Annotated in this window: 24 protein-coding genes and 1 pseudogene; 10 read left to right on the forward strand and 15 right to left on the reverse strand. The window is 58.2% G+C overall.

Translation table 11 applies throughout. The features are described from left to right. The first annotated feature begins 54 nt into the window (after positions 1–54). The 4 genes and pseudogenes from NWP14_RS11285 to NWP14_RS11300 all read left to right on the forward strand — a co-directional run bounded on the left by NWP14_RS11285 (position 55) and on the right by NWP14_RS11300 (position 3981). Positions 55–544: pseudogene (locus tag NWP14_RS11285) on the forward strand (YbjO family protein). Positions 545–586: 42 nt separating this feature from the next. Beyond that, positions 587–1717, forward strand: a complete 1131-nt coding sequence (rlmC, locus tag NWP14_RS11290; RefSeq protein ID WP_095095545.1) for a 23S rRNA (uracil(747)-C(5))-methyltransferase RlmC — start codon at positions 587–589, stop codon at positions 1715–1717. A gap of 78 nt (positions 1718–1795) precedes the next feature. Next, entirely contained in the window at positions 1796–2512 is a 717-nt protein-coding gene (locus NWP14_RS11295; protein WP_095095548.1) for a response regulator transcription factor, read from the forward strand. Continuing rightward, positions 2509–3981, forward strand: a complete 1473-nt coding sequence (locus NWP14_RS11300; RefSeq protein WP_331835694.1) for an ATP-binding protein — start codon at positions 2509–2511, stop codon at positions 3979–3981. The genes NWP14_RS11295 and NWP14_RS11300 overlap by 4 nt, the downstream gene beginning before the upstream one ends. An 89-nt stretch (positions 3982–4070) precedes the next feature. On the opposite strand, the gene artJ is transcribed toward NWP14_RS11300, so the two are convergent. The 6 genes from artJ to NWP14_RS11330 form a co-directional block, all read right to left on the reverse strand. Continuing rightward, entirely contained in the window at positions 4071–4802 is a 732-nt protein-coding gene (artJ, locus tag NWP14_RS11305) for an arginine ABC transporter substrate-binding protein ArtJ (protein ID WP_331835693.1), read from the reverse strand. 181 nt (positions 4803–4983) lie between these two features. After that, positions 4984–5652: an arginine ABC transporter permease ArtM gene (artM, locus tag NWP14_RS11310; protein WP_095095557.1), complete on the reverse strand. Its 669-nt coding sequence runs from the start codon at positions 5650–5652 to the stop codon at positions 4984–4986. Further along, on the reverse strand, positions 5652–6368 hold the full coding sequence (gene artQ / locus NWP14_RS11315; RefSeq protein WP_095095560.1) for an arginine ABC transporter permease ArtQ: 717 nt from the start codon (positions 6366–6368) through the stop codon (positions 5652–5654). The genes artM and artQ overlap by 1 nt, the downstream gene beginning before the upstream one ends. Positions 6369–6374: 6 nt before the next feature. Then, a complete protein-coding gene (gene artI, locus NWP14_RS11320; RefSeq protein ID WP_095098014.1) occupies positions 6375–7106 on the reverse strand; it encodes an arginine ABC transporter substrate-binding protein ArtI in 732 nt (243 codons plus the stop codon). A 20-nt stretch (positions 7107–7126) separates the two neighbouring features. After that, complete coding sequence (gene artP, locus NWP14_RS11325) at positions 7127–7855, reverse strand: arginine ABC transporter ATP-binding protein ArtP (RefSeq protein WP_095095563.1); 729 nt, start codon at positions 7853–7855, stop codon at positions 7127–7129. Between the two features lie 223 nt (positions 7856–8078). Then, a complete protein-coding gene (locus tag NWP14_RS11330) occupies positions 8079–8597 on the reverse strand; it encodes a lipoprotein (RefSeq protein WP_375215331.1) in 519 nt (172 codons plus the stop codon). Positions 8598–8714: 117 nt separating this feature from the next. On the opposite strand from NWP14_RS11330, the gene NWP14_RS11335 reads away from it, so the two are divergent. Further along, positions 8715–9035, forward strand: coding sequence for a heavy metal-binding domain-containing protein (locus tag NWP14_RS11335; RefSeq protein ID WP_095098017.1), 321 nt, complete (start codon positions 8715–8717; stop codon positions 9033–9035). A gap of 2 nt (positions 9036–9037) precedes the next feature. Further along, a complete protein-coding gene (locus tag NWP14_RS11340) occupies positions 9038–9868 on the forward strand; it encodes an N-acetylmuramoyl-L-alanine amidase (protein ID WP_375215332.1) in 831 nt (276 codons plus the stop codon). A 7-nt stretch (positions 9869–9875) separates the two neighbouring features. On the opposite strand, the gene NWP14_RS11345 is transcribed toward NWP14_RS11340, so the two are convergent. From NWP14_RS11345 to poxB, 4 genes are all read right to left on the reverse strand, one after another. Beyond that, on the reverse strand, positions 9876–10889 hold the full coding sequence (locus tag NWP14_RS11345; protein WP_095095573.1) for an NAD(P)-dependent oxidoreductase: 1014 nt from the start codon (positions 10887–10889) through the stop codon (positions 9876–9878). 96 nt (positions 10890–10985) lie between these two features. Next, positions 10986–12419 carry a DUF2867 domain-containing protein gene (locus NWP14_RS11350; RefSeq protein WP_375215333.1) on the reverse strand — a complete coding sequence of 478 codons (1434 nt, stop codon included), beginning with the start codon at positions 12417–12419 and terminating at the stop codon, positions 10986–10988. Between the two features lie 10 nt (positions 12420–12429). Then, complete coding sequence (gene ltaE, locus NWP14_RS11355) at positions 12430–13431, reverse strand: low-specificity L-threonine aldolase (protein ID WP_095095580.1); 1002 nt, start codon at positions 13429–13431, stop codon at positions 12430–12432. 118 nt (positions 13432–13549) lie between these two features. Then, positions 13550–15268 (reverse strand): ubiquinone-dependent pyruvate dehydrogenase, encoded by a 1719-nt coding sequence (gene poxB, locus NWP14_RS11360; RefSeq protein ID WP_375215334.1) that lies wholly within the window; start codon positions 15266–15268, stop codon positions 13550–13552. 151 nt (positions 15269–15419) lie between these two features. Here poxB and NWP14_RS11365 point away from each other — a divergent pair, with 151 nt between their 5' ends. Continuing rightward, positions 15420–15854, forward strand: coding sequence for a DoxX family protein (locus tag NWP14_RS11365; RefSeq protein ID WP_331835689.1), 435 nt, complete (start codon positions 15420–15422; stop codon positions 15852–15854). A 46-nt stretch (positions 15855–15900) separates the two neighbouring features. On the opposite strand, the gene hcr is transcribed toward NWP14_RS11365, so the two are convergent. The 4 genes from hcr to aqpZ form a co-directional block, all read right to left on the reverse strand. Beyond that, positions 15901–16869 carry an NADH oxidoreductase gene (gene hcr, locus NWP14_RS11370; RefSeq protein ID WP_331835688.1) on the reverse strand — a complete coding sequence of 323 codons (969 nt, stop codon included), beginning with the start codon at positions 16867–16869 and terminating at the stop codon, positions 15901–15903. A gap of 11 nt (positions 16870–16880) precedes the next feature. Continuing rightward, a complete protein-coding gene (gene hcp, locus NWP14_RS11375; RefSeq protein WP_095095591.1) occupies positions 16881–18533 on the reverse strand; it encodes a hydroxylamine reductase in 1653 nt (550 codons plus the stop codon). A gap of 145 nt (positions 18534–18678) precedes the next feature. Further along, positions 18679–19578 (reverse strand): lysine exporter LysO family protein, encoded by a 900-nt coding sequence (locus NWP14_RS11380; protein ID WP_095095594.1) that lies wholly within the window; start codon positions 19576–19578, stop codon positions 18679–18681. A gap of 127 nt (positions 19579–19705) precedes the next feature. Beyond that, positions 19706–20401 carry an aquaporin Z gene (aqpZ, locus tag NWP14_RS11385; RefSeq protein WP_041144770.1) on the reverse strand — a complete coding sequence of 232 codons (696 nt, stop codon included), beginning with the start codon at positions 20399–20401 and terminating at the stop codon, positions 19706–19708. A gap of 391 nt (positions 20402–20792) precedes the next feature. Here aqpZ and NWP14_RS11390 point away from each other — a divergent pair, with 391 nt between their 5' ends. The 3 genes from NWP14_RS11390 to macB all read left to right on the forward strand — a co-directional run bounded on the left by NWP14_RS11390 (position 20793) and on the right by macB (position 25611). Beyond that, a complete protein-coding gene (locus NWP14_RS11390; protein ID WP_346431817.1) occupies positions 20793–22451 on the forward strand; it encodes an ATP-dependent endonuclease in 1659 nt (552 codons plus the stop codon). Between the two features lie 101 nt (positions 22452–22552). Next, positions 22553–23668 carry a macrolide transporter subunit MacA gene (gene macA, locus NWP14_RS11395; protein ID WP_375215335.1) on the forward strand — a complete coding sequence of 372 codons (1116 nt, stop codon included), beginning with the start codon at positions 22553–22555 and terminating at the stop codon, positions 23666–23668. Beyond that, entirely contained in the window at positions 23665–25611 is a 1947-nt protein-coding gene (macB, locus tag NWP14_RS11400) for a macrolide ABC transporter ATP-binding protein/permease MacB (protein WP_375215336.1), read from the forward strand. The genes macA and macB overlap by 4 nt, the downstream gene beginning before the upstream one ends. A gap of 68 nt (positions 25612–25679) precedes the next feature. Here macB and cspD read toward each other — a convergent pair whose 3' ends face one another. Next, complete coding sequence (gene cspD, locus NWP14_RS11405; protein WP_375215337.1) at positions 25680–25901, reverse strand: cold shock-like protein CspD; 222 nt, start codon at positions 25899–25901, stop codon at positions 25680–25682. Positions 25902–26035: the final 134 nt, after the last annotated feature.

The raw sequence follows: 26035 nt of genomic DNA on the forward strand, positions 1-26035 counted from the left end.
TAAAATCGATAGCAAGACCTGGTGCCGGCGTCGCGATTGCGCGACGCCGTTTTCATGGAAGACTTAACCGTTGGGATTGTTTACAAAAACTCGTTCCTCTCATGCTCGCCTGAACGTCCCTGCGCTGGTGCAGGTGGCGGCGTTCGCCATTATTTTAATCCGCGCCCTCGACCTGCTGATGATCCTCAATCAGCTTGGCGTGCGGGGGGTCGGTGAGTTTATCCATCGCAGCGTGCAGACGTGGCCCCTGACGCTGGTCTTCTTCTCAAGCCTGCTGCTGGTATTTGTTGAAATCTGGTGCGCGTTTTCATTGGTGAAAGGGCGTAACCGGGCGCGCTGGATCTATCTGCTGACGCAAATTATCGTCAGCGGCTATCTGTGGGCCGCCTCGCTGGGCTACGGCTACCCGGAACTGTTTAGCATTGCCGGTGAATCGAAGCGGGAAATTTTCCGTTCGCTGGTGATGCAGAAACTGCCCGACCTGCTGGTGCTGATGCTGCTGTTTGTCCCGGCATCGTGCCGACGGTTTTTCCGACTGCAATAACGGTGATACAATCCCCGCCCCTGATTTTTTGAAGGTCTTTTTATGCACTGCGCACTCTATGACGCGGGCCGCTGTCGCTCCTGTCAGTGGCTGGAACTGCCGTTGGAACAACAGCTCGCCGATAAAATGGCCGATCTGCGGTCGCTGCTGGCAGAACGCCCGGTGACGACGTGGTGCGAACCGGTCTCCGGTCCGGAAGCCGGCTTTCGCAATAAGGCCAAAATGGTGGTCAGCGGCAGCGTTGAGCGTCCGCTGCTCGGCATGCTGCACCGCGATGGCAATCCTGAAGACCTGACCGATTGTCCGCTGTACCCGGCAAGCTTTGCGCCGGTCTTCGCGCTGCTGAAGCCGTTTATCGCCCGCGCCGGCCTCACCCCTTATCAGGTGGCCCGCCGACGCGGGGAGCTGAAGTATCTGCTGCTCACCGAAAGCCGGCTCGACGGCGGCATGATGCTGCGCTTTGTGCTGCGCTCTGAGACGAAGCTCGCCCAGCTGCGCGCCGCGCTGCCGTGGCTGCAGGCGCAGCTGCCGCAGCTGAAGGTGATTACCGCCAATATTCAGCCGGTGCACATGGCGATTATGGAAGGGGAGCAGGAGATTTTCCTCACCCCGCAGCAGGCGCTGGCGGAGAGCTTTAACGGCGTACCGCTGTGGATCCGCCCGCAAAGCTTCTTTCAAACGAATCCTGAGGTAGCCAGCCGGCTGTACGCCACCGCCCGGGACTGGGTGCGCCAGCTGCCGGTGGATCACATGTGGGACCTGTTCTGCGGCGTCGGCGGTTTTGGCCTGCACTGCGCCACTCCGCAGATGCGGCTGACCGGCATCGAGATTGCGCCGGAGGCCATTGCCTGCGCGCGGCAGTCCGCCGCCGGGCTGGGCCTCAGCAACATCCACTTCCAGGCGCTGGACTCCACCCGCTTTGCCACCGGCGAGGGCGAAATTCCGCAGCTGGTGCTGGTGAACCCGCCGCGCCGCGGGATTGGCAGCGAGCTGTGCGACTACTTAAGCCGCATGGCTCCGCCCTATATTATCTACTCCAGCTGCAACGCCCGCACGATGGCCAAAGATATCGCCCAGCTGGCGGGCTATCGAACCGAGCGGGTGCAGCTGTTCGACATGTTCCCCCACACCGCGCACTATGAAGTGCTGACGCTGCTGGTACGCGAAGTTTAAACAAAATGTGAACTCTTCTGCTGGCCAAAATCGGGTAAGCTTCGTTAATAAGAGCATGATATTAGCGGAGCGACACCGGTGGCGAAGAAAATCCTGTTAGTTGAAGATGACGATGATATTGCCGCCCTGTTGCGCCTGAATTTGCAGGACGAGGGGTATCAGATTGTCCACGTAGCGGACGGCGCGCAGGCCCTGGCGCTGCTGGAAAAAAGCCCCTGGGATGCGGTGATCCTCGACCTGATGCTGCCGAACGTTGACGGCCTGGAGATCTGCCGGCGCATCCGTCAGATGACCCGCTATCTGCCGGTGATCATCATCAGCGCCCGATCCAGCGAAATCCAGCGCGTGCAGGGGCTGGAGATGGGGGCGGATGATTATCTGGCTAAACCCTTCTCCGTTCTGGAACTCATTGCGCGCGTCAAAGCGGTGTTCCGCCGCCAGGAGGCGATGGGGCTAAATCTGCTGATGGATGCCGGGCGCATCGCCTGCCACGGCCTCAATATCGATCCGCTGTCGCGCGAGGTCAGACTGCGCGGCGAACTGGTCGATTTGACCCCGCGCGAGTTCGATCTGCTGTACTACTTCGCCCGTCATCCGGGAGAGGTTTTTTCGCGCCTGGCCCTGCTCGACAGCGTCTGGGGCTACCAGCACGAAGGCTACGAACATACGGTCAATACCCATATCAACCGCCTGCGCAGCAAAATCGAGCACGAGCCGACGGAGCCTGAAATTATCCTCACCGTGTGGGGAAAGGGCTATAAGTTTGCCGTAGAGCGCAAAGAGGTGGGGCAATGATGCGCCGTCTCAGCCTGAGCCAGCGCCTGGCGCTGGTCTTCACCTCGCTGCTGCTGCTGTGCGCGGCGGCGGTGTGCCTCGTTCAGCTCTATATCAGCGCGCAGTACGGTAACGCGATGGTGCAGCGTCTTTCTGCCGGGCTGGCGCAGCAGATTGTCGCCCGCGAGCCGCTGCTGGATGCGCAGGGGCAGGTCGATCGCCAGGCGCTGAAGCCGCTGTTCGACCGGCTGATGATTTTTAATCCCAGCGTTGAGCTCTATCTGGTTTCTCCTGACGGCGAGCTGTTAGCCGATGCCGCGCCGCCGGGCCATATCAAACGCCAGCGCATCGATCTGGCGCCGGTGCAGGCGTTCCTCTCTGGCGGCACGTGGCCGGTTTACGGCGACGATCCCCGCAGCCTCGAACAGCAGAAAGTCTTTAGCGTTGCGCCGCTGCGCCTCGAGGGCCAGCTGCGCGGCTATCTCTATATCATTCTGCAGGGAGAAACCTTTAACGAACTGGCGGCAACCGCCTGGCAGCAGACGCTGTGGAGCCTGCTGCTGTGGACGCTGCTGCTGGTGGCGCTGTTTGGCCTGCTGGCGGGAGGGCTGGCGTGGTACTGGGTCACGAGGCCGGTGCGTCAGCTCACCGCCCAGGTGGCGATACCCGGTCCGGACAGCATGGTGGCGATCAAAGCGCTGGCGGCGCAGACGCCCGACCCGCATCCCGGGAATGAGGTGGCGATCCTGCATAATCGCTTTATTGAGTTGGCCCGGCAGATTGCCGATCAGTGGGATCGTCTGGCCGATAGCGACCGCCAGCGGCGCGAGTTTATCGCCAATATTTCCCACGATCTGCGCACTCCGCTGACCTCGCTGCTTGGCTATCTGGAGACGCTGACGCTGAAGGCCGACCGGCTTAATGCCGAGGATCGCCAGCAGTATCTGAATATCGCGCTGCGCCAGGGCAATAAGGTTCGCCATTTGTCGCAGCAGCTGTTTGAGCTGGCCCGGCTCGAACATGGCGGCATCAAACCGCAGCCGGAGAAGTTCATCTTCGCTGAGCTGGTTCAGGACGTCGCGCAGAAATTCGATTTAGCCATTGCTACCCGCGGTATCGGTTTACAGCTGTCGCTGGCCGAGGGATTGCCGCCGGTGGTGGCCGATTTATCGATGATCGAGCGGGTGCTGACGAATTTACTCGATAACGCCATTCGCCACACGCCGGAAGGAGGGCTGATTCGCCTGACGGCGCGCCAGCAGGCGTCGCAGATTGTCGTCGAGGTGGCGGACAGCGGCCCTGGCGTCGCCAGCGAGCTGCGGGCAACCCTGTTTGAACGTCCTTCGGTGCTTGAGCCTGGCCAGCGCCGGGAATCGACGGGGGGATTGGGGCTGATGATCGTGCGCCGCATGCTGCAGCTGCACGGCGGCGATATTCGCCTGCAGGACGCCGCGGCAGGGGCCAGCTTCCGCTTTACCCTGCCGCTGTAAGATGCCTCCGGTGGCGCTGCGCGTAGCGGGCGATGGTTTTCTCTCGCCCGCCTCAGGCATTTACCGCGCAGGCCGGGAATGGCCTGCTCTTACTCAGGGAACCACTGGCTGCTGATTTTCTGATAGGTGCCGTCTGCTTTAATTGCTTTCAGCGCGCCGTTCAGCTTCTCCAGCAGCGCTTTGTTATCCGGGCGTACCGCGATCCCGAGGCCGGTACCGAAGTATTGCGCATCGGTCACTTTCGGCGTGGCGACGCCCAGCTGCGGGTTGGTTTTCAGCCACTCGTTGACCACCGCGGTGTCGCCGAATACGCCATCAATACGGCCATTTTTCAGGTCGATAAACGCATTCTGGTAGCTGTCATAGGCGACGGTTTTCACTTCAGGATGCTTATCCTGCAGGTATTTCTGATGGGTGGTGCCGTTTTCCATCCCGATACGTTTGCCTTTCAGATCGGCAAATGAGTGGAAGGCATCTTTTTTGGCGATAACCAGCGCGGAGTTGGCGTAGTACGGTTCGGTGAACGACACCTGCTTGCTGCGCTCCGGGGTAATATCCATGCCGGAAATCACCGCATCATATTTTTTAAATTTTAGCGCCGGGATCAGGCTGTCGAAGGCATGGTTGGTAAAAGTACACTCCGCCTGCATCTGCTTGCACAGCGCTTTCGCCAGGTCGAGATCGAAGCCAACGATCTGATTATTAGCATCCATGGATTCAAACGGAGGATAGGTTGCGGAAACGCCAAAGCTGATTTTTTCTGCGCCAGCGGCGCCAAAAGCGAAAGAGGTAAGCAGTGCAGCCAGAACTAACTTTTTCATCGTCGAACTCCCGTCGGTCAATCTTATGATGTTGTGCCGTGTTTGCGGTCGGGTTTTACAATGCCATTAAATGAATTTATATTCAATAATGATGTATAAGTATTTTTATTGGCATAAAAAAAGACGGGTAAGTCATCATCCTTACCCGTCTTGCTATTTACTAATTATGCATTTATGAACGTTAGCTTCGGCGCTCAAACGCCAGCGCTCTGTGCTCCACCAGACGCATTAACAGCGTCAGCAGGCCGTTGACGATCAGGTACACAATACCGGCCGCGCCGAAGACCATAACGTCGTAGGTCCGCCCGTACAGCAGCTGGCTGTGGCCCATCACCTCCATCAGAGTGATGGTATAAGCCAGCGAGGTACTCTTGAAGACCAGCACCACTTCGTTGGAGTAGGAGGAGAGGGCGCGCTTAAAGGCATACGGCAGCAGGATCGCCAGCGTGTCCTTTTTGCTCATCCCCAGCGCGCCGCAGGACTGCCACTGGCCCTCAGGAATGGCGCGGATCGCGCCATAAAACAGCTGCGTAGTATAGGCGGCGCTGTTTAGCGACAGGGCAATCAGGGCGCACAGCCACGGCTCAGAAATCAGATGCCACAGCACAGGATACTCCTGCAGTGTCGGAAACTGCCCCGGACCGTAGTAAATCAGGAAGATCTGCACCAGCAGCGGCGTACCGGTAAAGAGCGTGATATACGCCCGCACAATCCATACCAGCCCCGGCGTTTTCAGCGTCAGGATGATGGTAAAGATCAGCGACAGAATCAGCGCGACGACGATCGAAGCCGCCGTCAGCGTCAGGCTGGTATGCAGCCCTTTGAGCAGTTCTGGTAAGTAGTCGAGCATCAGCCAGGTCTCCGTTCGAAGCGCGTCGCACGCTGGTCAATACGTTTGAGGATGTACTGACTGAGCAGAGTGATAACCAGGTAGATTGCCGCCGCGATGATGTACCAGTTAAACGGCTCCTGGGTGCGGGTGGCAATGCTCTTGGTTTGCAGCATCAGATCGTTAACGCTGATTAAGCTGACCAGGGCGGTATCTTTTAGCAGCACCAGCCACTGGTTGCCGAGCCCCGGCAGGGCGTGGCGCCACATTTGCGGCATCACCAGGCGGAAGAAAATCGCGCTTTTCGACAGCCCCAGCGCCTGACCCGACTCCCACTGTCCCTGCGGCACCGCTTTTAGCGCGCCGCGCAGGGTTTGCGAAGCGTAGGCGGCGTAAAGCAGAGACAGCGCGACCGCGCCGCACAGGAACGGGCTGACGTCGAAGTTTTCAATCTGCATCTGCACCGGGATCTGCGCAAAGCCCAGATTGATGGTGAAGCCGTCAGAGAGCGTAAGCAGCAGCTGCGAAGATCCGAAATAGATAAACAGGACCACCAGAATTTCCGGTAGCCCGCGCAGAATCGTCACCACGGCGGTGGTCAGCCACGCCAGCGGGCGCCATTTGACTGACTCCAGCACGGCAAAAAGCATCGCCAGGGCGAGGCCGATAATGAGCGCGCAGACGGCAAGGCCGACGGTCATCCCGGCGGCGCTTGCTAATGGAAAAATTTCGTTCATTGAGGGCTACTTCTGAAACCATTTGCTATAGATGGTCTGGTAAGTCCCATCTTTTTTCACTTTTTCCAGCGCAGCGTTAAATTTCTGCTGCAGCTCGGTATTGCCCTGACGAAGCGCAATGCCAAGGCCGGTACCGAAGTAGTCTTTATCCGTCACTTTATCGCCCACTGCCGCCAGCTTCGGATTGCTCTTCAGCCATTCGGTGACCACGGCGTTGTCGCCAAATACGGCATCAATGCGGCCGTTTTGCAGATCCAGCTTCGCATTCTGGTAGCTGTCGTACGGAACGGTGGTGATTTCCGGATGCTTGTCGTTAATGAACTTCTGGTGGGTGGTGCCGTTCTGGACGCCGACCTTTTTGCCCTTCAGCTGTTCGATGCTGGTAAATTTGCCCTGCTGGCCAACGAACAGCGCGGAGTTTTCATAGTAAGGCGTGCTGAACAGCACCTGCTTTTCGCGCTCAGGCGTAATGTCCATCCCGGCCATCACCGCGTCGAAGCGACGGAATTTCAGGCCAGGGATCAGGCTGTCAAAAGCCTGGTTGGTAAAGGTACAGGTGGCATCGATCTCTTTGCACAGCGCGTTAGCCAGATCGACGTCAAAACCGACGATTTTGTTGTTAGCGTCGGTCGTTTCAAACGGAGGATAGGACGCCTCGGTGGCAAAACGGATGGTCTGGGCTGCGGTAGCAGAAAGGCTCATGCTGGCCAGAAGCGCGGCAATCAGTACTTTTTTCATCGTCATTTCCCCGAAAAACATCAATGTGAAAGATAGTTTTTAAACGCGTCGGTCTGCGGATGCGCGAAGCAGTCAGCATTCCCTTGTTCAACGATATGGCCATTTTCCATATACACCACGCGGCTGGCCGTTTTACGCGCCACTTCCACTTCGTGGGTGACGATGACCTGCGTAATGCCGGTGCCCGCCAGCTCGCGGATAATGCTGACGATCTGGGCGGTAATTTCCGGATCGAGCGCCGCCGTTGGCTCATCAAACAGCAGCACCTGCGGCTCCATCATCAGCGCGCGCGCAATGGCGACGCGCTGCTGCTGACCGCCGGAGAGGTGCAGAGGATAGCGGTCGCTGTAGGGTTTCAGGCGTAAACGTTCCAGCAGCTTCTCGGCGCGGGCCAGAGCACTCTCTTTGCTCAGACCCAGCACGCGGCAGGGGGCTTCAATCAGGTTTTGCTGCACGGTCAGGTGCGGCCACAGATTGTACTGCTGGAAAACCATACCGACGTTCTGGCGCAGCTCACGGATGGCTTTGTCAGACGGCGCTTTGGTGAAGTCGAAGTGGTTACCGGCGATATGTAGCGTGCCGGAACGCGGCATCTCCAGCAGGTTGAGTACGCGAAGCAGCGAGCTTTTCCCGGCGCCGCTCGGGCCGAGCAGCACCAGCGTTTCCCCCTGCGGGCAATCCAGCGTGATGTCGAACAGCGCCTGGTGCGCGCCGTAGAAGCAGTTAATGCCGTTTAGTTTAATACTCATCTGGGCTGTCTGATACGAATAGCTATTGAGGCCGCAAATACTACCTTTGACAGAATAGTTATGCAATATTTATGCGTTAAAAGTTAAATGTAACCCGCATTTACCTCTAAACTTAGCACAAAATATGGGTTCGTGGGGGCGGCGGGAGCAAATGTCGGCATTACCTAAGGAAATACCGACATTTTACCGGGGGTATCGTTTCAGTAGAGCAGGTTCAGCGCCCTTATCCGCGTTTTTCGAGACTCTGTTGCAGTGAACCCGCCGGCGCATGGGTGTTAATCCCGAGGTAGCGAACATCATCTACCGCCCAGCACTGGCCTTCCTGAATCATCAGCACTTCATCTTTCCAGCTTTGGCTGCCCTGGCTGAACTCAACGCGCAGCGGAATATTGCGCGCATCGCGGTTCGGGATGGTGGATGCGCTGGCGACTTCCGCGCTATCAGCCGGGGTGGCCGAACTGGAGAACGGGTTGGACTGCAGCACAGCGCTGCGTGACGGGTCCTGACGCGCGTCGTTGAGCAGTTTAGCCAGATCGTCGCTCAGGTAGGGACGCAGTGCCGTCAGGTCGTTATTGCGGTGCTGGATCTGATAATCATAAAATTTTTGCGCAACCGCATCCGGGCCGCCTTCGATGCAGGGACCGCTGCGGGTGCCGTTATCTTTATAGGCCGGCGTGACGGTGGTACAGGCGCTAAGTACCAGCGCGCAGGGGATAATAAAGGCCATGATTTTGTAGCGCATAATGATTTCCTTATAAGCTCACTACGTTAAAATATCCATTCAAGCATAGCGTATCGATACGGGAATGTGCTTGACTCTCAGAGCTAACACCTTGAACGCTAAAGAAGGAGCTTTATGATGCAATTTTCCACCACCCCAACCCTCGAAGGGCAGCCTATCGTGAAATACTGCGGCGTTGTGACGGGGGAGGCGATCCTCGGCGCGAACGTGTTTCGCGACTTCTTCGCCAGCATCCGCGATATCGTCGGTGGCCGCGCGGGGTCCTATGAAAAAGAGCTGCGCAAGGCGCGGGAGATAGCGTTCGGAGAAATGGGCGAGCAGGCAAAGGCGCTGGGCGCCAACGCGGTAGTCGGTATTGATATCGATTATGAGACGGTGGGCAAGGATGGCAGTATGCTGATGGTCACCGTCAGCGGCACGGCGGTGCAGACCCGGTGAGGATGCGCCCTGGCCCGATCTCGGCGATGCTGGCGCTGCTGCTGGTGGGCTGCTCGGCGGAAAAGGGGATTATCGATCGCGACGGCTACCAGCTGGATACCCGCCATCCGGCGCAGGCCGCCTACCCGCGGGTGAAGGTATTGGTCATTCACTATACCGCCGATGATTTTGACGTATCGCTGGCGACCTTGACCGACAATCAGGTGAGCTCCCACTACCTGATCCCTGAACAGCCGCCGCTGCACCGCGGTAAGCCGCGCATCTGGCAGCTGGTGCCGGAAGAGGATCTGGCCTGGCATGCGGGTATTAGCTTCTGGCGCGGCAGTACGCGTATTAACGACACCTCAATCGGCATTGAGCTGGAGAACCGCGGCTGGCAGAAAGAGGCGGGGGTGAAAAGCTTTACGCCGTTTAGTCCGGCGCAGATTAATGCCTTGATTCCCCTGGCGAAGGATATTATCGCCCGCTACCACATTGCGGCGCAAAACGTGGTTGCCCATGCCGATATTGCCCCGCAGCGCAAGGACGACCCTGGGCCGCTGTTCCCCTGGCGCCAGCTGGCTGAGCAGGGCATTGGCGCATGGCCGGATGGCGACCGGGTCGCCTTTTATCTTAACGGTCGCCCGACCTGGCAGCCGGTCGATAGCGCAGAGCTGCTGGATATACTCGCCCGCTACGGCTATCAGGTGACGCCGGAGATGACGCCAGCGCAGCAGAAACGGGTGATTATGGCCTTTCAGATGCATTTCCGGCCGGCGCGCTGGGATGGCGTCGCCGATGCTGAAACCCAGGCCATCGCCGAGGCGCTGCTGGAGAAATACGGCCAGGGTTAATTCGACGCTAGCGGTGCAGCTTACCGTGATCTTTCAGCCAGGCGGCGGTGCGGATAATCCCCTCATCCAGCGTCACCACCGGCCGGTAGCCTAGCTCTTCCTCAGCGCGGGAAATATCGAGGGTAAAATCAAAGTTCAGCTTGGAGACGCCGTAGTGGGTAAAGGCCGGCTCCTTGGCTGACTTATTGCCAAAATGCTCCATGCTGCGGGCGATGATATCCAGCATCGGATAGGGGACCGAGCGGATACGGCACTTTATTCCCAGCTCATCAATCAGCTTTTGCACAATGCTGCGCAGGGTGCGCGGTTCGCCGTTGGTGATATTCCACGCCCGCGCGGAAGGTAGGTGGTCGCACTGCGGCTGGCTGGCGAGCCACATCGCGTGCACCGCGTTTTCATAGTAGGTCATATCAACCAGCGCGCTGCCGCCGCGGGGCAGCATCACGCTGCCGTAGTGCTGCATCATCTGCGCAAGGCGGGGGATGAACACTTTGTCATGGGCGCCGAACAGACTCTGCGGGCGCAGGATGGCAAAGCGGGTATTTGGGTTCGCCTGTGCCAGCAGATTAATCACCTCTTCGCTCGCCGCCTTGCTGCGGGCAAACTCGTTGGCAAAGCGGTGCGGGCGGAAATCTTCCCGCACGTCGCGATGGTGGTGATAATCAAAATAGAGCGAAGGAGAGGAGATATGAACGAAGTTGCGTACGCCCCAGGCCACGGCCCATTCGCCAAGGCGACGGGTGGCGCGGACGTTGGCTAAATCGAAGGCCTGCTGCGTGCCCCACGGCGAGGTAAAGCTTGAACAGTGCCATAGGGTATCGATACCGGCGAGCATCACCTTGGCCTGGGATGAAACCAGTTCGGTTAAATCTGCGGGTACAAACTCGGCGCCCATTTTGCTCAGAAGCTTGCCCATCGCTTCGTTTCGCCCGGTCGCTCTTACGCTGATGCCTTTGTTACGCAGATATTCCACCGCGTTGCGGCCTAACCCGCTGGTCGCACCGGTAACCAGTACCTTCATATCAACCTACTGTCCCAGAAAAGAATTTCGTGCGCATTTTTCCGTGATTCTCCTCACGATGCAATGAGAATGATAGCAGAATGACGTATATGCTTCCTATTTGCCTGTGATTTGCTCTGCCTGCCGGGCAATGCGCCGCGCCATGCCGCGAAAGATAAACAGATGGGCGGGGATCATCAGCAGCCAGTAGAACAGCCCGGGCATACCGTGAGGATGCCACCAGGCCCGGACGTCAAGCTCGCGGCGATCGCCTTTATCGCTCAAGGTAAAGCTCAGGCGCCCCAGGCCGGGTGCCTTCATGCCGAAGAGCAAGGTGAGCTGCTTTTCCGGTTCGACAATGATCACCTTCCAGCTGTCTACCGCATCGCCGGTTTGCAGGAGGTCACGCGACGGTCGGCCTTTTGCCAGACGATGGCCCACCAGCAGGTCCATAGCGCCGCGGATCTTCCACAACGCGTTGCCGAAGAAGTAGCCCTCTTTGCCGCCGATTTGGTTGACGACCTGCCAGATTGCCGCCGCGCTGGCGGACGTGCTGACCGTACAGCCGGCCTGCTTAGGGTAATAGCCATATTCCGGCCGCCAGCGGGCGAAGGCCTGTGCGTCGTAGCCCCAGTCGCTGGAGTTAACTAACTGCTCCTCTTCTTTAAGCGTGCGGCGCACGGCTTCGTCAAATGAGATTAGCGCCTGGGGGATCAGCGCCCGCAGCGCGCGATCGTCGGCGATCAGATCGTGCTTCAGCCCCTGAATCAGCGCCTTCGCGATGGTGGGCGGAACCGAAGTAATCACGTTGAGGAACCACACCGAAATCCAGCGGGTGGGAAAAGGGATCGGGATCAGCAGGCGATGCTTGCCGCTGACCGCCATAAAGCGGGTGAACTGCTGCTGATAGCTTAACACTTCCGGTCCGGCGGCTTCGAAGACGCGATGTTCGCTGGCCGGGTGGTTGAGCAGCTGCACCAGATAATAGAGCAGATTTTCGAGATCGATCGGCGTGGTGCGCGAGCGCACCCAGCGCGGAGGGGTTAAAACCGGCAGGTTGTAGACCATATCGCGCATCACCTCGAACGCAGCGGAGCCGGCGCCCACGATGATACCCGCCCGCAGCTCGGTGACCGGCACGCCGGATTCGCGCAGAACGTCGGCGGTAACCTGCCTGGCGCGCAGATGGTCAGACTGTTCCGCCGCCGGTACCTGCAGCGAGCTGAGGAATATCAGCTGCTTTACCGGCGCAGCGCGCAGCGCGTCGCGCACTTTTTGGGCCACCTCGCGTTCGTGCCGAATAAAGTCACCGCCTTCGCCCATTCCGTGCACCAGATAGTAAACGGTATCCGCCTGCGCCAGCAGGTCAGAGAGCCCCTGGGGCCGGGTCAGGTCGATGGGATGACAGCTTACCCCCGGGAGATTGCGTTTCTTTAGCCGCTCAACGTGGCGCGCCGCCGCCAGCACGGAATAGCCCCGATCGCTCAATGCCTGCACCAGATGCTGGCCGATATAGCCGCTGGCGCCGAGCACCAGAATAGGTTGCGACACGCCTGACTCCTTAGCGGTTCAAAAATTCCTGCCAGTAGCCAACGACTTCCGCCAGCTGCTGACGGTTGACGTCGAGGTGGGTGACCAGACGCACAACCGGCGAGGCGTTGATCAGTACGCCGCGCTGCTGCATAAACGCCCCCAGCGCCCGGGCCTGCTCATCGCCAACGCGCACGAACAGCATGTTGGTATCGTGGCGGGTAACGTCAGCGCCGATGGCGCGCAGCTGTCCGGCCATCCATGCGGCGTTGTCATGATCTTCCTGCAGGCGCGCGACGTTATTTTGCAAAGCGTACAGGCCCGCAGCCGCCAGAATTCCGGCCTGGCGCATGCCGCCGCCGACCATTTTACGCCAGCGGGTGGCGCGGCGAATGTAGTCGTGGCTGCCGACCAGCAGCGAGCCCACCGGGGTTCCCAGCCCCTTCGAGAGGCAGATAGTGAAGGTGTCGCAGTATTGGGCGATATCGCGCAGCTCGCAGCCGTAATCCACCACCGCATTAAAGATGCGCGCGCCGTCAACGTGCAGCGCCAGGCCGCGTTCGCGGGTAAACTCCCACGCCTCTTTGAGGTATTCGCGCGGCAGCACCTTGCCGTTATGGGTATTTTCGAGGCTCAGCAGGCGAGTGGGGGCAAAATGGATATCGTCAGGCTTAATCTTTGCCGCGACCTTATCCAGCGGCAGGGTGCCATCCGCCGCCGCGTCGATGGGCTGCGGCTGAATGCTGCCGAGCACCGCCGCCCCGCCGGCTTCATACAGATAGTTATGCGCGCCCTGGCCGACGATATACTCTTCACCGCGCTGGCAGTGGCTCAGCAGGCCCACCAGATTCGCCTGGGTGCCGGTCGGTAGGAACAGCGCCGCCTCTTTCCCGGCCAGCTCTGCGGCGTAGCGCTGGAGCTCGTTAACGGTCGGGTCATCGCCATAAACGTCGTCGCCGACCGGGGCTGACATCATGGCATCCAGCATGGCGCGCCCCGGGCGGGTTACGGTATCACTGCGGAGATCTATCACGGCATTTCCTTGTTAATGTTTCATCCTTCACGCTGTATCCGCGTTAGCCGCGTGAACCACCTCTGCGGGGCCTTCGATGCATCATGAATGATGGTATGTGTGGGCTTAAAAGGATGTTTTACCTGAGCCAGTTGGTTTTCGCCAGTTCGATAACTTCATCCCCGCGTCCGCTGATGATGGCGCGCAGCATATACAGGCTGAAACCCTTAGCCTGATCCAGCTTAATTTGCGGCGGGATCGCCAGCTCTTCCTTAGCGACCACCACGTCGACCAGCACCGGGCCGTCGGTGCTAAACGCGGTTTGCAGCGCGTCGTCGACCTCAGAGGCTTTTTCGACGCGAATGCCCTTAATGCCGCAGGCTTCGGCGATGCGGGCGAAGTTAGTGTCGTGCAGCTCCGTACCGTCGGTCAGATAGCCTCCGGCCTTCATCTCCATCGCCACAAATCCCAGCACGCTGTTGTTAAAAATCACGATTTTTACCGGCAGCTTCATCTGCGCCAGCGAGAGGAAGTCGCCCATCAGCATGCTGAAGCCGCCGTCGCCGCACATCGCGACGACCTGCCGCTCAGGCGCCGTTGCCTTGGCGCCAATCGCCTGCGGCATAGCGTTGGCCATTGAGCCGTGGTTAAACGAGCCGATCAGCCGGCGCCTGCCGTTCATTTTCAGATAGCGTGCGGCCCAGACGGTTGGCGTGCCGACGTCGCAGGTGAAAATGGCGTCGTCAGCGGCGAAGCGGCTAATCTGCTGCGCCAGGTACTGGGGATGAATGGCCTTATCGCTCGGCTTAGCCAGATCGTCGAGCCCTTTACGCGCCTCGCGGTAGTGCTCAAGCGCTTTGTCGAGGAAGCGACGATCCGTCTTCTCTTCCAGATGCGGCAGCAGCGCTTTTAAGGTCGATTTGATATCGCCGATCAGCGCCATATCGACTTTGCTGTGCGCGCCGATGCTGCCGGGATTGATATCAATCTGAATGATTTTTGCGCTGCTGGGGTAGAAAGGCCGGTAGGGGAACTGGGTGCCGAGAAGCACCAGGGTATCGGCGTTCATCATCGTGTGGAAGCCGGACGAGAAGCCGATCAGCCCGGTCATCCCGACGTCATAAGGGTTGTCGTACTCAACGTGCTCCTTGCCGCGCAGGGCGTGGACGATGGGTGCCTTGAGCTTGGCGGCGAACTCCACCAGCTCCGCATGGGCTCCGGCACAGCCGCTGCCGCACATCAGGGCAATGTTGCTGGAATAGCGCAGCAGCTGCGCCAGACGAGCTATTTCTTCCGCCGGTGGCGTCACCTCCGGCAGCGGGGCGGAGTACCAGTGGCTGCTGGCGCCTTCCGGGGCGGCTTTCAGCGCCACGTCTCCCGGCAGTACCACGACCGAAACGCCGCGGTTGAGGACCGCTTTACGCATGGCGATGGCCAGCACCTGCGGGATCTGTTCCGGCGTGGAGACCAGCTCACAATAGTGGCTGCATTCGCGGAACAGCTCCTGCGGATGGGTTTCCTGAAAATAGCCGCTGCCGATTTCGCTGGAGGGGATATGGGCGGCAATGGCAAGAACGGGAACGTGGTTGCGGTGACAGTCAAAAAGGCCGTTGATCAGATGGAGGTTGCCCGGGCCGCAGGAGCCTGCGCATACCGCCAGTTCACCGGTAAGCTGGGCTTCGGCGCCCGCGGCAAACGCGGCAACTTCTTCGTGACGCGTTGGCATCCAGGCAATCGTACCCATGCGGTTCAGGCTGTCGCTCAATCCGTTGAGTGAATCGCCGGTGACGCCCCAGATGCGCTTCACGCCGGCCTGTTCAAGAGTTTTCGCTACGTATGCGGCCACGGTTTGTTTCATGGTTCTCCATCTCCTTTATGTGATAACGCTTACAAGCTTAGATGAAACTCATCGTTACGCCCGCATTCCCCTCCTATTTTCAGCTGGTATTATTGCGCGAAAATTCCGCATAATCTGTTACCACTAAAAGAGTAAACAGGAATCATTTCAAATGGTTAAATCTCTGTTAAATGCTGTTAATAAAATGCTAAATCACGACGATTTTGGCAAACTCTTGTTACGACTTGCCGTGGGCGGGCTGATGCTGTTCCACGGGCTGCATAAGCTGTTTGACGGCGTGGCGGGGATCGGCGGGATGCTGGTGGCGAAGGGATTGCCGGAGTTTATTGCCTATGGCGTGCTGGTGGGGGAAGTGCTGGCGCCGTGCCTGTTGATTCTGGGGATCCTCACCCGTCCGGCGGCGCTGGTGCTGGCATTTACCATGATTGTGGCGTGGCTGATGGTCGGTATGGGAGAAACCTGGCAGCTGGATAAAACCGGCGCGTGGGCGATTGAGAGTCTGGTCTATTTCTTTGTTGGCGCGCTGGCGATTGCCTTTATGGGCGCCGGTCGCTACTCGCTGGTAAAAGACCCGGCGTGGAAATAAAAAAAGCCCCGCCGAGGCGGGGCTTGCCGTTAAGGATTGTTCCTCGCTAAGCCAGAACCAGATCGCCCTGCGGGTGGCAGGAGCAGGCCAGCACGTAGCCATCGGCGATCTCCTGCCCGGTCAGCGTCATGGTGCTGCTGACCGTATAGTCGCCGGCGACCACTTTGGTTTTGCAGCAGCCGCAGACGCCGGCGCGGCAGGCGACGGTAACCGGCACCTTGTTACTTTCCAGCGCCTCCAGCAGGGTGGCGCCTACCGGCGCATAAAACTCTTTTGCCGGCTGCAGCCTGGTAAATTTAAGTCCGCTGGTCGCCGCCTGGGCGACCGGAGTAAAGAACTTCTCTTTAAAGAAGCGCGTCACGCCCAGCGCGCTGACTTCCCGCTCAACCATTTCCATATAAGGCGCAGGCCCGCAGGTCATCACGGTACGCGAGGCCAGATCTGGTACGCTTTTCAGCAGATCGGCGGTCAGGCGACCGGCGACAAAACCGTGGGTGGCGTTGTTTTCCGCCACCAGGGTTACCGCATACTGGCGCCACTCTTCGGCGAAAATCACATCCTGCGGCGAACGTACGTTGAAAATAACCTGCACATCCGCCTCGGGACGGTACTTCGCCAACCAGCGACGCATCGACATAATCGGCGTCACGCCGCAGCCGGCGGCTAGCATCAGGAAACGGTCCGCCGGTTTATCTTCACAGGTAAAATCCCCCATGGCGTCGGACAGCCAGATGTAGTCACCGCGCTTGACGTCACGGGTTAACCACTGAGAGCCGGCACCGTCATCAATACGGCGCACGGTCAGCGTAATGTACTCGCTGACGCCCGGCGTAGAGGAGATCGTGTAGGCACGCAGCGTATCCGCCGAATTGCGTACGCTGACCAGTGCATACTGCCCGGCCTGATAGGGATAGTAATCGTGGCACAGCAACGATACCGTCCAGACGTCCGGGGTTTCCTGATGGATGTGGTGTACCTGCATCCGCCACGGGCACTGATTGGTTGGCATAGTCATTCGTTCGCTCCTTACGCGCTCAACAGTTGCTGCATGTCTTGTTCAACGGTAGTCACAGAGCGCAGGCCAAATTTCTCATTGAGAATAGCCAGCAGGTCCGGGGTGAAGAAGCCCGGTGCTGTTGGGCCGGTGACGATGTTTTTCACGCCGAGGGAGAGCAGGGTCAGCAGGATCACGATCGCTTTCTGTTCGAACCAGGAGAGCACCAGCGACAGCGGCAGGTCGTTCACGCCGCAGCCCAGTTTTTCAGCCAGGGTGACGGCCAGAATAATCGCCGAGTAGGCATCGTTGCATTGACCGGCATCCACCAGGCGCGGCAGGCCTTCGATATCACCGAAGTCCAGCTTATTGAAGCGATATTTACCGCAGGCCAGGGTCAGGATCAGGCAGTCATCCGGAACGCTGGTGGCAAAGTCGGTGAAGTAGTTACGCTCGCCGCGCGCGCCGTCACAGCCGCCGACGAGGAAGATATGGCGCAGTTTTTCGCGGCTGACCAGGTCGATCAGCGTATCCGCAGCGCCCAGCAGGGTCTGGCGGCCGAAACCAACGGTGATCAGATGCGGAATTTCGCTATACGGGAAGCCCGCCATCTGCTGCGCCTGAGCGATCGCCGGAGCAAAGTTTTCGCCTTCCAGGTGGCTCACGCCCGGCCAGCCGACGATGCTGCGGGTCCAGATACGATCGTCATAGGCGCCAACGGTAGGATCGATGATGCAGTTAGAGGTCATCACGATAGGGCCAGGGAAACGGGCAAATTCAACCTGCTGATTCTGCCAGCCGCTGCCGTAGTTACCGACCAGGTGTTTGAATTTACGCAGTTCAGGGTAGCCGTGCGCCGGCAGCATTTCGCCGTGGGTATAGACATTAACGCCGGTTCCTTCGGTTTGTTCCAGCAGGTTATACAGATCTTTCAGGTCGTGGCCGGAGATCAGGATGCACTTACCTTCAACCGATTTCACGTTGACCTGAGTCGGAGTCGGGTGGCCGTATTTGGTGGTTTCACCGGCGTCCAGAATGCTCATGACCTTAAAGTTCATCTGGCCGATTTCCATTGAGCACTCCAGCAGAGCGTTCAGGTCGGCAGGCCAGGTGCCCAGCCACGCCATAATTTTGTGGTACTGAGCGTAGATAGCGTTGTCGTACTGGCCCAGAACGTGAGCGTGCTCCATATAGGCCGCGGCGCCTTTCAGGCCGTACAGGCACAGCAGACGCAGGCCGAGAATGTTTTCGCCGATGTCCGGTTTGTCTTTATTCGGGGTAAATTCTGCCGCCTGGCGCTGCAGGTCGCCCAAATCGTCGCTAACCAGCTGCAGGCTGGCCATCGGGTTGTCCACCGCCGCGCTGGCGTCAATGTTCAGACACCGGGCCTTCAGCGCATCGCGCATCGCGATGGCTTCACGCGCGTAGCCAACGATACGCGGGGAGTCGAAGTTAACGTTGGTCAGCGTGGAGAAGAAAGCACGCGGCGCAAAGTTATCAATTTCATGATCAATGATGCCATATTCACGGGCTTTAACGGCCCAGGCGGACAGACCTTGCAGGGAGGCAATCAGCAGATCCTGCAGATCGGAGGTTTCGGCCGTTTTACCGCACATACCCTGCGCGTAAGAGCAGCCGTTCCCCGCCGGGGTACGGATGGTTTGTTCACATTGCACACAAAACATGGTCACACCTTTTTTAAAGTTATATTTTAGATACATGTTTAAGGTTATGCCCGAGCGCGCGGGGATTAAAGGTATTTCTGGCACAATTTACAGGGAGATTGATTTAGCGCAATTTTGGCGGTAGATGACTACCGCCACGGGGGTATTAAGCGGAGAAAAAGGCCATCAGCACGGGCACCAGCAGGCTCAGGATAAAGCCATGAACAATAGCCGCCGGCACGATTTCGACGCCGCCGGAGCGCTGTAATACCGGAAGCGTAAAGTCCATCGAGGTCGCACCGCAGAGGCCTAATGCCGTTGAGCGGCTGCGGCGAACCAGGCCGGGAATAAGCATAATCGCCAGCAGCTCACGGGCAAGATCGTTAAAGAACGCGGCGCTGCCAATAACCGGCCCGTAGGATTCGGTCAGCAGGATCCCTGATAGCGAATACCAGCCAAAACCTGAAGCCATTGCCAGGCCGGTCTTTAGCGGCAGGTCAAGAATAAAGGCGTTGATCATCCCGCCGAGTAATGAGCTGACCATGACGACGACCGCAACAATCATTCCCCGACGATTAAGCACTATTTGCCGCAGGGTCATTCCGTTATTGCGCAGCTGAATACCAATCAGGAACAGCAGGAAGATCAGCGTATATTCGCTGGCTTCGGTGGCGTGCTGCAGAAATGACAAACCGCTTAAACCAATCAGGAAACCAATAAGTACGACGCCGCACAGCTGCAGCGATTCCATTGCCATCGCCACGCGCGAAGGTAATTTTTCCTGCCGATGCTGGCTGCGCCACGGCATCTTCTGCTCGAGCCACATTAATGCCGCAATATTACACAGCATAATAATGACGACGCTGACCGCAGCATAATGAAGAATGGCAAGCAGGTTGCTGGCTAAATTGTCGAGGAAGGCGAGGCTAATCCCCATGAAAAAGAGGATAACGTAGACAATCCAGCTCAAAAGCCGCGTGATAACTTTAAGGGCTACCGGCTGACGGAGTGGAATGATATAGCCGATAACCAACGGCAACAGAATGATTAATAATCCCGAAAACATGAACGTCCTGGTCCTTGCAGAATGAAAATAGCGCCACTGACACTACCCAAATCATTGAACCGAGTAAAGCCGTCGCCAAAAAGAAAGGCCCGGCATAGCCGGGCCTGAGCACGATTTCCTGGGGAGACTAGCTGCGTTTTTCCAGCAGCGTGCGGTACAGCACGCCGCCGAGGATCCCGCCGATGATCGGCATAACCCAGAACAGCCACAGCTGCTGCAGCGCCCAGCCGCCCTGGAAGATAGCGACCGCGGTGCTACGCGCCGGGTTGACGGAGGTATTGGTCACCGGAATGCTGATGAGGTGGATTAAGGTCAGCGCCAGGCCAATGGCGATCGGTGCAAAGCCCGCCGGAGCGTTTTTATCCGTTGCGCCGTGAATAACCAGCAGGAAACCGCAGGTCAGAACAATTTCGATGACAATCGCCGAAAGCATTGAGTAGCCGCCCGGTGAGTGTTCGCCAAAGCCGTTAGACGCAAAGCCGCTGGCCGCTGCGTCAAAGCCCGCTTTACCGCTGGCAACCACGTACAGAACGCCGGCAGCAATAATACCGCCAACCACCTGGGCGATAATATAACCGATTACGTCTTTTGCCGGGAAACGGCCGCCGGCCCACAGGCCTAAGGTCACCGCCGGGTTAAAGTGCCCGCCGGAAATATGGCCCACGGCAAACGCCATCGTTAATACGGTTAAACCAAAGGCCAGAGCGACCCCGGCAAAACCTATTCCCAGCTCAGGGAATGCTGCTGCAAGAACCGCGCTACCGCAGCCACCGAACACAAGCCAGAATGTACCAAAACATTCCGCTGCTAATTTTCTAAACATAACCACCTCAAATAATAATGTTAATGAGCACGGTTAACGTGCCGATCTTTATTTATCAACTAAAGGATGAAGATAAAAATAAAGCGCCGCTATTTTATGGACGATCGTCATCCTGTAACCAGTTAAATAAATAGATGTAATTTGATTTAGGGCAAGGTGATGTTAATCCTTATACCATTCATTGTGCAAGAAAAGAGTAGTACAAAAATAATAGTTCTAACCACTGCGCCGAATGAATTATTTTTTAAACAAATACCCTTATCAATAACCATATAGAAAACGTTTTTATTCGCCCCTGTTGATATTGGCGTTTGCGGCAGTGTCATGTTCCAGCATGTGTCGCTATACTGCTGATAACTGAAGGAGAAAGTGGTTACTGAGCGGAGGGGATATGCTTCTTGAACGCGTGGAGATCGTCGGTTTTCGCGGTATCAATCGTTTATCATTGATGCTGGAGCAAAATAACGTGCTGATCGGCGAGAATGCGTGGGGAAAATCCAGCCTTCTGGATGCCCTGACGCTGCTCTTGTCGCCAGAGTTCGAACTTTATCATTTTGTCCGGGATGATTTCTGGTTCCCGCCCGGCGACGTGCAGGGACGCGAACACCATCTGCACATCATTCTCACCTTCCGCGAGAGCGAGCCTGGGCACCATCGGGTGCGGCGCTTTCGCCCGCTCAGCAGCAGCTGGGTACCCTGTGATGACGGCTATCAGCGAATTTTCTATCGTCTGGAGGGTGAGCTGGCCGATGATGGCAGCGTGATGACGCTGCGCACCTTTATCGACGGCAAAGGGGAAGCGCTGGAGCTGGAGGATATTGACGAGATCGTGCGCCATCTGGTGCGCCTGATGCCGGTCCTGCGCCTGCGCGATGCCCGCTTTATGCGGCGCATTCATAACGACAGCGTGCCGCACTCTCCGCAAATTGAGGTCACCGCCCGCCAGCTTGATTATCTCTCCCGCGAGCTGGTGAGCCATCCGCAAAACTTAACCGACGGCCAGATCCGTCAGGGGCTGTCGGCCATGGTGCAGCTCCTTGAGCACTATTTTGCCGAGCAGAGCAGCGCGCAGTCCCGTAATCGCCTGATGCGTCGGCATTCGCACGATGAGCAGCGCAGCTGGCGCTATCTGGATATCATCAACCGGATGATTGATAAGCCGGGCGGGCGGAGCCACCGGGTAATCTTACTGGGGCTGTTTTCTACTCTGCTGCAGGCCAAGGGCACGGTCCGGCTCGACCGCGACGCGCGGCCGCTGCTGCTGATTGAAGACCCGGAAACGCGGCTGCACCCGATTATGCTCTCCGTCGCCTGGCATCTGCTCAATCTGCTGCCGCTGCAGCGCGTGACTACCACCAACTCCGGCGAGCTGCTGTCGCTGACACCCGTTGAGCACGTCTGCCGGCTGGTGCGCGAATCGTCGCGAGTCTCGGCCTGGCGGCTTGGGCCGGGGGGAATGAATGCCGAAGACAGCCGGCGCATCGCTTTTCACATTCGCTTCAATCGCGCGTCGTCGCTGTTTGCCCGCTGCTGGCTGCTGGTGGAAGGGGAGACCGAGACCTGGGTAATCAACGAACTGGCCAGACAGTGCGGGCATCACTTCGATGCGGAAGGGGTGAAGGTCATCGAGTTTGCCCAGTCGGGATTAAAACCGTTGATTAAATTCGCCCGGCGGATGGGAATTCAATGGCACGTTCTGGTCGATGGCGACGAAGCGGGGAAGAAATACGCCGCGACGGTGCGCAGCCTGCTTAACGACGATCGCGATCTGGAGCGCGACCATCTGACGACGCTACCGGCTCTGGACATGGAACACTTTATGTATCGCCAGGGCTTTAATGATGTCTATCATCGGGTGGCGCAGCTGCCGCCAAACGTGCCGATGAACATGCGGCGGGTGATCACCAAAGCTATCCATCGTTCATCAAAACCGGATCTGGCGATTGAAGTGGCGATGGAAGCCGGGAGGCGCGGGGTTGAATCCGTGCCGGCGCTGCTGAAAAAAATGTTCTCCCGCGTGCTGTGGCTGGCGCGTGGCCGGGCGGATTAAGTGCGCTAACGGTAAGGATGCATCAAATTCAGGGTTATGTTTTCGCGATCTCCGGATAGAATCACCGGCTTGCGCTGCGGTTTAAAACATCAGGAATTTTTATGAAGCTCAATGGAAAACGCAGGAAAGTCTGGTGGCTACTGGCCATTGTCGTACTGGCTCTGGCCATCTGGGGATGGCGGGTGCTGAATGCGCCGCTGCCGCACTATCAGACTCTGGTGGTGCGTAAAGGCGATCTCCAGCAGAGCGTGCTGGCCACCGGTAAGCTGGATGCGGTACGTAAAGTCGACGTTGGGGCGCAGGTGAGCGGGCAGCTGAAAACGCTGCGCGTGAGTATCGGCGACAAGGTACAGAAGGATCAGCTGCTGGGGGTTATCGATCCCGAGCAGGCGGAGAACCAAATTAAAGAAGTCGAAGCGACGCTGATGGAGCTGCGCGCGCAGCTGAATCAGGCCCGCGCCGAACGTCAGCTGGCCGCCGTGACCTTAGCGCGTCAGCAGCAGCTGGCGCAGCGTCAGCTGGTTTCGCGCCAGGATCTGGATACCGCGGCCACCGATTTAGCGGTCAAAGAGGCGCAGATTGGCACCATCGAGGCGCAGGTCAAACGCAACCAGGCCACGCTGGATACCGCGAAAACTAACCTCGATTACACTAAAATTTTGGCCCCGATGTCCGGGGAAGTAACGCAAATCACCACCCTGCAGGGGCAGACGGTTATTGCCGCCCAGCAGGCGCCGAATATTCTGACCCTCGCCGATCTCAGCACCATGCTGGTGAAGGCGCAGGTCTCTGAAGCGGACGTTATCCACCTTCGCGCCGGGCAAAAGGCGTGGTTCACCGTGCTTGGCGACCCGCTTACCCGCTACGAAGGGACCCTGAAGGATATTTTACCCACGCCGGAAAAGGTGAACGACGCTATCTTCTACTATGCCCGCTTTGAGGTCCCGAACCCGCAGGGGATCCTGCGTCTCGAGATGACGGCCCAGGTCCATATCCAGATGGCGGAAGTGAAAAACGTGATCGCTATTCCGCTGAGCGCGCTGGGGGACGCTATCGGTGAAAACCGCTATCACGTGCGGCTGCTGCGCGCCGGTGAGGTTAAAGAGCGCGAGGTCACTATCGGCGCGCGCAACGATATCGATGTGGCAATAGTTAAGGGATTAGACGAAGGCGATGAGGTTATCGTCGGGGAAAGTGTGCCCGGGACGGCTAAATGACGGCGCTGCTCGAACTGCGTGATATACGCCGCAGCTATCTTTCCGGCGACGGGAGCGTTGATGTCCTGAAGGGAGTCTCGCTGAGCATCAACGCTGGAGAGATGGTAGCCATTGTCGGCGCTTCCGGCTCCGGTAAATCGACCCTGATGAACATCCTCGGCTGTCTCGATAAGCCGAGCAGCGGCACCTATCGGGTGGCGGGAACGGACGTGTCGCGGCTCAACGGCGACGAGCTGGCGCGGCTGCGGCGAGAGCATTTTGGCTTTATCTTCCAGCGCTACCATCTGCTGTCGCACCTGACGGCGGTACAGAACGTCGAAGTGCCGGCGGTTTACGCCGGAACCGAACGACGGGCTCGCCTGGAGCGCGCGCGGGAACTGCTGGTGCGGCTGGGGCTTGGCGACCGGGCGGAGTATCAGCCTTCGCAGCTCTCCGGCGGCCAGCAGCAGCGGGTCAGCATTGCCCGTGCGTTAATGAACGGTGGGGAAGTTATTCTGGCGGATGAGCCAACCGGCGCGCTGGATAGCCGTTCCGGCGAAGAGGTGATGGCGATTCTGCACCAGCTTAAATCGCAGGGACATACGGTGATTATCGTCACCCACGATCCGCTGGTCGCGGCGCAGGCAGAACGCATCATTGAGATCCACGATGGCGAGATCGTGCGTAACCCGCCAGCGCAGGCGGCAGGCAGCGCCGGCGTCATTCGCCAGGGCTCCGCGGCCGAATCTTCTGCCTGGCGTCAGTTCAGCAGCGGCTTTCGTGAAGCGCTGGTGATGGCCTGGCGGGCAATGACCGCCAATAAAATGCGCACTCTGCTCACCATGCTCGGCATTATTATCGGCATCGCCTCGGTGGTGTCGATTGTGGTGGTGGGGGATGCGGCGAAGCAGATGGTGCTGGCTGACATTCGCGCCATCGGCACCAATACGATCGATGTCTATCCCGGGAAGGATTTCGGCGATGACGACCCCCGCTATCAGCAGGCGCTGAAGTATGACGACCTGCTGGCTATTCAGAAGCAGCCCTGGGTAAGCTCGGCGACGCCTGCGGTTTCGAAAAGCCTGCGCCTGCGCGCCGATAATATCGACGTTGCCGCCAGCGCCGAGGGCGTCGGGGCGCAGTATTTCAACGTCTACGGAATGACCTTTAGCGAAGGCAATACCTTTAATGAGCTGCAGCTAAGCAGCCGGGCGCAGGTGGTGGTGCTGGACAGCAATGCCCGACGCCAGCTCTTTCCGCACAAGGCGCGGGTGGTGGGCGAAGTTATTCTGGTTGGCAATATGCCCGCGACGGTGATTGGCGTGGCGGATGAGAAGCAGTCGATGTTCGGCAGCAGCAAAATCCTCCGCGTCTGGTTGCCTTATACCACTATGGCCGGAAGAGTGATGGGGCAGTCGTGGCTGAACTCAATCACCGTGCGGGTGCGCGAAGGATACGATAGCTCAATCGCCGAACAGCAGCTGCTGCGTTTGTTCGAACTGCGGCATGGCAAAAAAGATGTTTTCACCTGGAATATGGACAGCATCTTGAAAACCGCAGAACGGACCACACATACACTACAGCTGTTTCTGACTTTGGTGGCGGTTATCGCGCTGGTGGTTGGCGGCATCGGGGTGATGAATATCATGCTGGTATCGGTAACCGAACGGACCCGCGAGATTGGTATCCGAATGGCGGTCGGGGCGCGGGCCAGCGACGTGCTGCAGCAGTTCCTGATTGAGGCGGTGTTAGTCTGCCTGGTGGGCGGTGCGCTGGGGGTGACGCTATCGCTGATGATAGCCTTCATCCTGCAGCTGTTTTTGCCCGGCTGGGAGATTGGTTTTTCACCGCTGGCGCTGCTGACGGCGTTTTTGTGTTCGACGCTAACCGGCGTGCTGTTTGGCTGGCTTCCTGCGCGAAACGCCGCCCGTCTCGATCCGGTGGATGCGCTGGCTCGCGAGTAGGAGCAAAAAAATGCCAGTCAGAAGGACTGGCATTTTACTGGCAGGATGTACACAATGAAGCGAAAGAGTTATGCAGCCGCTTCCGTTTCTACAGGAACAATCACGCTGGCGTGATTACCTTTCGGTCCCTGGTGGACATCAAACCGAACGGCTTGTCCGGCTTTTAGCGTTCTGTAACCATCCATCTGGATGGTGGAGTAATGGGCGAAAATGTCTTCGCCTCCGCCCTCAGGGCAAATAAAACCAAACCCTTTGGCATTGTTGAACCACTTAACAGTACCCATTTCCATACTTCGACATCCTTCGTAATTCTTTATAAGTAAGATGGAATGAACCGGTAGTGGAGTGACGAGTTGTTCAAATGCTCGCCAACTCTCGCCAGTACAATTTAGAGAAATACGAAAATGCGTCAAGCGATTGACGG

Source organism: Klebsiella sp. C349492 (assembly GCF_042055345.1).
In the GTDB taxonomy this organism is placed as follows: domain Bacteria; phylum Pseudomonadota; class Gammaproteobacteria; order Enterobacterales; family Enterobacteriaceae; genus Klebsiella; species Klebsiella scottii.